Annotated in this window: 4 protein-coding genes; 2 read left to right on the forward strand and 2 right to left on the reverse strand. The window is 65.9% G+C overall.

The genetic code is table 11. The features are described 5' to 3' along the window. Positions 1–20 precede the first annotated feature (20 nt). Together ACYUME_RS13980 and ACYUME_RS13985 are read left to right on the forward strand one after the other, a co-directional pair. Positions 21–578, forward strand: coding sequence for a TetR/AcrR family transcriptional regulator (locus ACYUME_RS13980; protein WP_279886821.1), 558 nt, complete (start codon positions 21–23; stop codon positions 576–578). Between the two features lie 188 nt (positions 579–766). Further along, positions 767–1,423 (forward strand): helix-turn-helix transcriptional regulator, encoded by a 657-nt coding sequence (locus ACYUME_RS13985; protein ID WP_460415185.1) that lies wholly within the window; start codon positions 767–769, stop codon positions 1,421–1,423. Between the two features lie 308 nt (positions 1,424–1,731). Here ACYUME_RS13985 and ACYUME_RS13990 read toward each other — a convergent pair whose 3' ends face one another. Next, on the reverse strand, positions 1,732–3,735 hold the full coding sequence (locus tag ACYUME_RS13990; protein ID WP_460415187.1) for a MacB family efflux pump subunit: 2,004 nt from the start codon (positions 3,733–3,735) through the stop codon (positions 1,732–1,734). 2 nt (positions 3,736–3,737) lie between these two features. Further along, positions 3,738–4,892: a macrolide transporter subunit MacA gene (gene macA / locus ACYUME_RS13995; protein WP_460415189.1), complete on the reverse strand. Its 1,155-nt coding sequence runs from the start codon at positions 4,890–4,892 to the stop codon at positions 3,738–3,740. Positions 4,893–5,004: the final 112 nt, after the last annotated feature.

The following is a 5,004-nucleotide window of genomic DNA, read 5'->3' on the forward strand; positions in this document are numbered from 1 at the left end:
AACCGTGATCCGAGGCCCTCATGCGAATTTCTCTCCAAGAAGAACGCCTGCTCAAGGCGCTGGCCCACGCCATCGTCGTGCAACCCCGCGCCACCCTGAAGGAACTGGCGGAAACCGCCGGCGTCAGCAAGGCCACCCTGCACCGCTTCTGCGGCACCCGCGAGAATCTGGTGAGCATGCTCGAAGACCATGGTGAGCAGGTGCTCAACCAGGTCATCCACGAAGCGGACCTGAAACAGGCCGAACCCCTGAGCGGCATTCGTCACCTGATCGCCGAACACCTCAAGCATCGGGAGATGCTGGTGTTTCTAATGTTCCAGTATCGCCCCGACACCCTGCTCAATGACGCCGAAGACCGGCGCTGGCTGGCCTACACCCAGGCCATGGATGCGTTCTTCCTGCGTGCCCAGCAGATGGGCGTGCTGCGCATCGATATCAGCGCGGCGGTATTCACCGAGATGTTCATGACCATGATCTACGGCATGGTCGACGCCGAGCGCCGTGGGCGCGCCGCCAGCGCCAATACCGCGCAGGCACTTGAACAGTTGTTCCTGCAGGGGGCACGCGCGCCCGCCTGAGCCCAGGCCAGACACATTGCGGGATGATCGGCAGTCTGAAAAGTGGGTCGCCTGCCGCGACAAAGCCACTATCATGACATCATGCGTTTCATTCAACGGTCACTCGATCGTTGTACTAGCATTCGAAACGCTCCCCGTTGCCAACGGACCCAGGCAACGCCCGCAATCACTGACTCACGGACGACACCATGCCCACCCAACTGCCCTTCCCGCAGATCGGCAAAGCCATCGCCAGTACCGGCAGCGCGCATTTTCCGCGCCGGCTGCATGACCTGATCCGCACCCAGCTGACCGTCGATGCCACTCACATCCGTCAGTGGCGTATCGACTGCGCTGACAGCGATGCGCCACTGCTCTGCGAAACAGTGCTGTCCGACCCGGCCATCGCCCTGTGCGATCCGGCCTGCCTGCACCTGGCCCGGCGCAAGAACGGCTACCACTACCAGATCACCGTGCTGCGTGCCGCCTGCACTGAAGGTTTCTCGCCGGACGAACGCAATCTGCTCGAGGACATATCGCCGCTGCTGCTGCCGATGCTGGAGCGGCATGGCGATGCCCTGCGCCCGGCCGCCGAAGCACCGCCCAGAACGGCCCAGGAATCGTTGCAGGCGCGCTTTCTGGAACGCCTGGCGCAGGCCGGCCTGAGCCTGTCCGAACGCGAGCGCCAGGTCTGCCTTGGCCTGCTCGCCGGCCACACCGCGCCGCAGCAGGCCGAACACCTGGCGCTCAAGATCAACACCGTGGAAAGCTACCTGCGCCGCGCGGCGATCAAGCTGGGCATCAGCGGACGGCATTCGCTGATGCGCTGGATGTATGGCGGCGAGACGCCGCCACGCAGCCACTGACTTGCTCGGATTCCTCGATCTGGCGCGGTCCCTGTGGGAGCGGCTTTAGCCGCGAACACCGGCGTAGCCGGTGCCAAGCACCGCATCGCTTGCTTTGCGGGTAAACCCGCTCCCACAGGAGTTGTGCAAGGCTTGAGGTCAGTGCGGTCGCCGTGGGAGCGGCTTTAGCCGCGAACACCGGCGTAGCCGGTGCCAAGCACCGCATCGCTTGCTTCGCGGGTGAACCCGCTCCCACAGGAGTTAAGCAAGGGCGGTCCCTGCGGGCGCGGGCTTTTCGGCGCGCCGAACCGCCGCGACAGCGGCAAGCCTCAATCCCGCGCGAGCGCCTCGATCGGGTCCAGCCGCGCGGCGTTGCGCGCCGGCACGAAGCCGAACAGGATGCCGATCAGCGTCGAGCAGACGAACGCCGTCACGACCGACCCCAGCGAAAACACCATCTGCCACTGCTTGACGAACAACGCGAACAGGTAGCCGATCCCGTAGGAAAGCCCGATCCCGATCACGCCACCGATCAGGCACACCATCACCGCCTCCACCAGGAACTGCTGGCGAATGTCCGACTGACGTGCGCCCACCGCCATGCGGATGCCGATCTCGCGGGTGCGCTCGGTCACCGAAACCAGCATGATGTTCATCACCCCGATGCCCCCCACCACCAGCGAGATCACCGCGATCAGCGACAGCAGCAGCGTCAGCGAGCGGCTGGTCTTCTGCACCGTCTGCATGATGCTGTCCAGGTTGTTGGTGAAGAAGTCCTTGGTGCCGTGGCGTTGCAGCATCAGTTTGTTGACCTCCTCCTCGACCCGCTTGCTCGGCATGCCGTCCTTGATCCGCACGCTGATGCTGTCCAGGTGGCGCTGGCCGAGCACCCGCCCGGCGGCGGTCTCGTAGGGCATCCACACGTTCAGCGTGCCGCCGGCAACGAACAGGTTGCGGTTCTCGGCGGCCACCCCGATCACCGTGCAGGGCAGGTTGCCGACCAGGATCACCTGCCCCAGCGGATCGACCCCATCGGCGAACAGGCGCTTGCGCGTGTTGTGATCGATCACCACCACCTGCGCCTGGCGGCGGGCATCCTCGGCGCTGAACACGATGCCCTCGGCCAGCGGAATGTTGCGCACCTGGAAGTACTGCTCGCTGACGCCGTTGAGCTGCACATCGGCGTCGATGTTGCGGTAGCGCACCAATGAGCTCTGGCCGATCACTGGCGTGGCGCTGTCGACGTAGTACAGCGCGTTGAGCGCGCCGACGTCGGCCGGCACCAGGGTCTCGATGGCCTTGGCCCGGCTGTCGCCGAAGCTGGTGCCGGAGTAGATGTCGATGGTGTTGCTGCCGATGGCGGAGATGTCCTTGAGCACATAGCCCTTGGCCCCCTCGCCGATCGCCGAGATCGACACCACCGAGGTAATGCCGATGATGATCCCGAGCATGGTCAGCAAGGTGCGCATGCGGTGCGAAATCAGGGCGATCCAGGCCATCTTGAACGCCTCGCGGAACAGGCCGAGGCTGGCCACCAGTCGCCGAGGCGCGGCCTGGCGCAGCGATCGCCGCTCGCTCGTGGGCGACACCGCTTCGCTTGCGACGCGCCGGTCGCTGACGATCTGCCCGTCGCTGACTTCGATGATGCGCGCGGCATGGGCGGCGACCTTGGGGTCGTGGGTTACCAGGATCACCGTGTGGCCGGCGCGGTGCAGCTCCAGCAGGATGTTCATCACCTCCTTGCCGCTGGCGGTGTCCAGCGCCCCGGTGGGCTCGTCGGCCAGGATCACCTCGCCCCCGTTCATCAGTGCCCGGCAGATGCTCACCCGTTGCTGCTGGCCACCGGACAGCTGGCTGGGCCGATGTGCCAGGTGCCCGGCCAAGCCCAGTCGCGTCAGCAACTCGCGGGCCCGCCCGTGACGCTCGGCCTGGGCGGCGCCCGCGTAGACGGCCGGAATCTCCACATTGCGCAGGGCGTCCAGATGCGGCAGCAAGTGGTAGCGCTGGAAAATGAAACCGAAATGATCCCGGCGCAGCGCCGCCAGGGCATCGTCGTCGAGGTCGGCGGTCTCCCGGCCACCGACCTGGTAGCTGCCGGCGCTGGCATGGTCCAGGCAGCCAAGGATGTTCATCAGCGTCGACTTGCCCGAGCCCGAGGCGCCTATGATCGCCACCAGTTCACCCGCATGGATCTGCAGGTCGATGTTCTTGAGCGCGAGGAATTCCCGGTCACCCGCCATGAAGCTGCGTGCGACCCCTTCCAGACGCAACAACGGTTGCTCCTGCGCGGCCGCCAGCGGACGATGCGGCGACAGCTCGACATTCATGTTCATGCTCACGCCCCCGCCTCGCCCGACACCGGCTCGCCGATCACCACCCGATCCCCTTCGGCCAGGCCGTCCTTGACCTGGACCCTGACGTTGTTGTTGATCCCGGCCTGTACCTTGCGCACCTGGGCGAAGCCCTTGGCGTCGAGCACCCGCACCGCGAAGCTGCCGTCGGCATCGCGCGGGCCCAGCGCCGCCACCGGCACGGTCAGCACGCCCTGGGCGGTGTCGAGGACGATGCGCACCTGGGCGGTCATCGCGATACGCAGGCGATGCTCGGGGTTGGGCACCTCGAACAGCGCGTTGTAGAACACCGCGCTGACCTGCCTGGCCGCGCCACTGCTCTTGTCGCTGCTCTCCAGGTAGTTCTGCGGCGCAGGTTCCGTGCCGCGCAGCTTGGCGTAGTAGCGCTTGTCGTCGCCGAGGATGGTGAAGTACACCTGTTGGCCCGGGCCGATATGGATCACGTCGGCCTCGGACACCTGGGCCTTGATGGTCATGGTATCGAGGTCGGCCAGCTTGAGGATCACCGGCGCCAGCTGGTTGGCGATCACCGTCTGGCCTTCCTGGGTGACGATGCCGACCACATGGCCGTCGATCGGCGCGACGATGCGGGTATAGCCAAGGTTGACCCGGGCCGTGTCGACCTGTACCTGGGCGCTCTTGATCTGCGCGTCCAGCGAGCGCAGGTTGGCCTGCTGCACCTCGAACTCGGACTCGGCGTTCTCGAAGTCCTGGCGCGAGATCGACTCGTCGGCCTGCAACACCTCGTAGCGCTCGTAGACCCGCTTGGCCTGCTTGAGCTTGGCCTGGGTGGAGCGCCGTTCGGCCTGCAGCTTCTCGGCGTCGACCTCGGCCTGGCGCAGGGTGTTGCGCAACACCAGCGGATCGATCTCGGCCAGCCACTGGCCTTCGCTCACCTTGTCGCCAAGCTTGACCTTGAGCGAGCGCAACTGGCCGGAGACCTGGGCGCCGACATCCACCTGGCGGATCCCTTCCAAGGTGCCGGTGGCCAGCACCGCATTTTCGATGTCGCCCCGCTCGACGGAGGCGGTAATGTACTGCGGCGGCTTGGCCGGTGCCTGCACCGCATACAGCACGATAGCGGCGACCAGGGCTGCCGCCACGCCCAGGGTGATCTTGCGAAACTTGCTCTTTTCCATGAGTGCCTACTGCTGATCAAAGAGGGGCCGCGCCGCGGCCCGTTCACGGCACAAGGCCGCGCCTACAGACATTCATCCTTGCGACACTGCGCATGGCCCCGCAGAAGCGGCC

The sequence above is a fragment of the Pseudomonas sp. microsymbiont 2 genome (assembly GCF_054788395.1).

What these genes read in the sequence shown, in the direction of transcription:
- macA (WP_460415189.1), bottom strand. Translation starts at nt 4,892, where the DNA reads ATGGAAAAGAGCAAGTTTCGCAAGATCACCCTGGGCGTGGCGGCAGCC.
- ACYUME_RS13990 (WP_460415187.1), bottom strand. Translation starts at nt 3,735, where the DNA reads ATGAACATGAATGTCGAGCTGTCGCCGCATCGTCCGCTGGCGGCCGCG.
- ACYUME_RS13985 (WP_460415185.1), top strand. Translation starts at nt 767, where the DNA reads ATGCCCACCCAACTGCCCTTCCCGCAGATCGGCAAAGCCATCGCCAGT.
- ACYUME_RS13980 (WP_279886821.1), top strand. Translation starts at nt 21, where the DNA reads ATGCGAATTTCTCTCCAAGAAGAACGCCTGCTCAAGGCGCTGGCCCAC.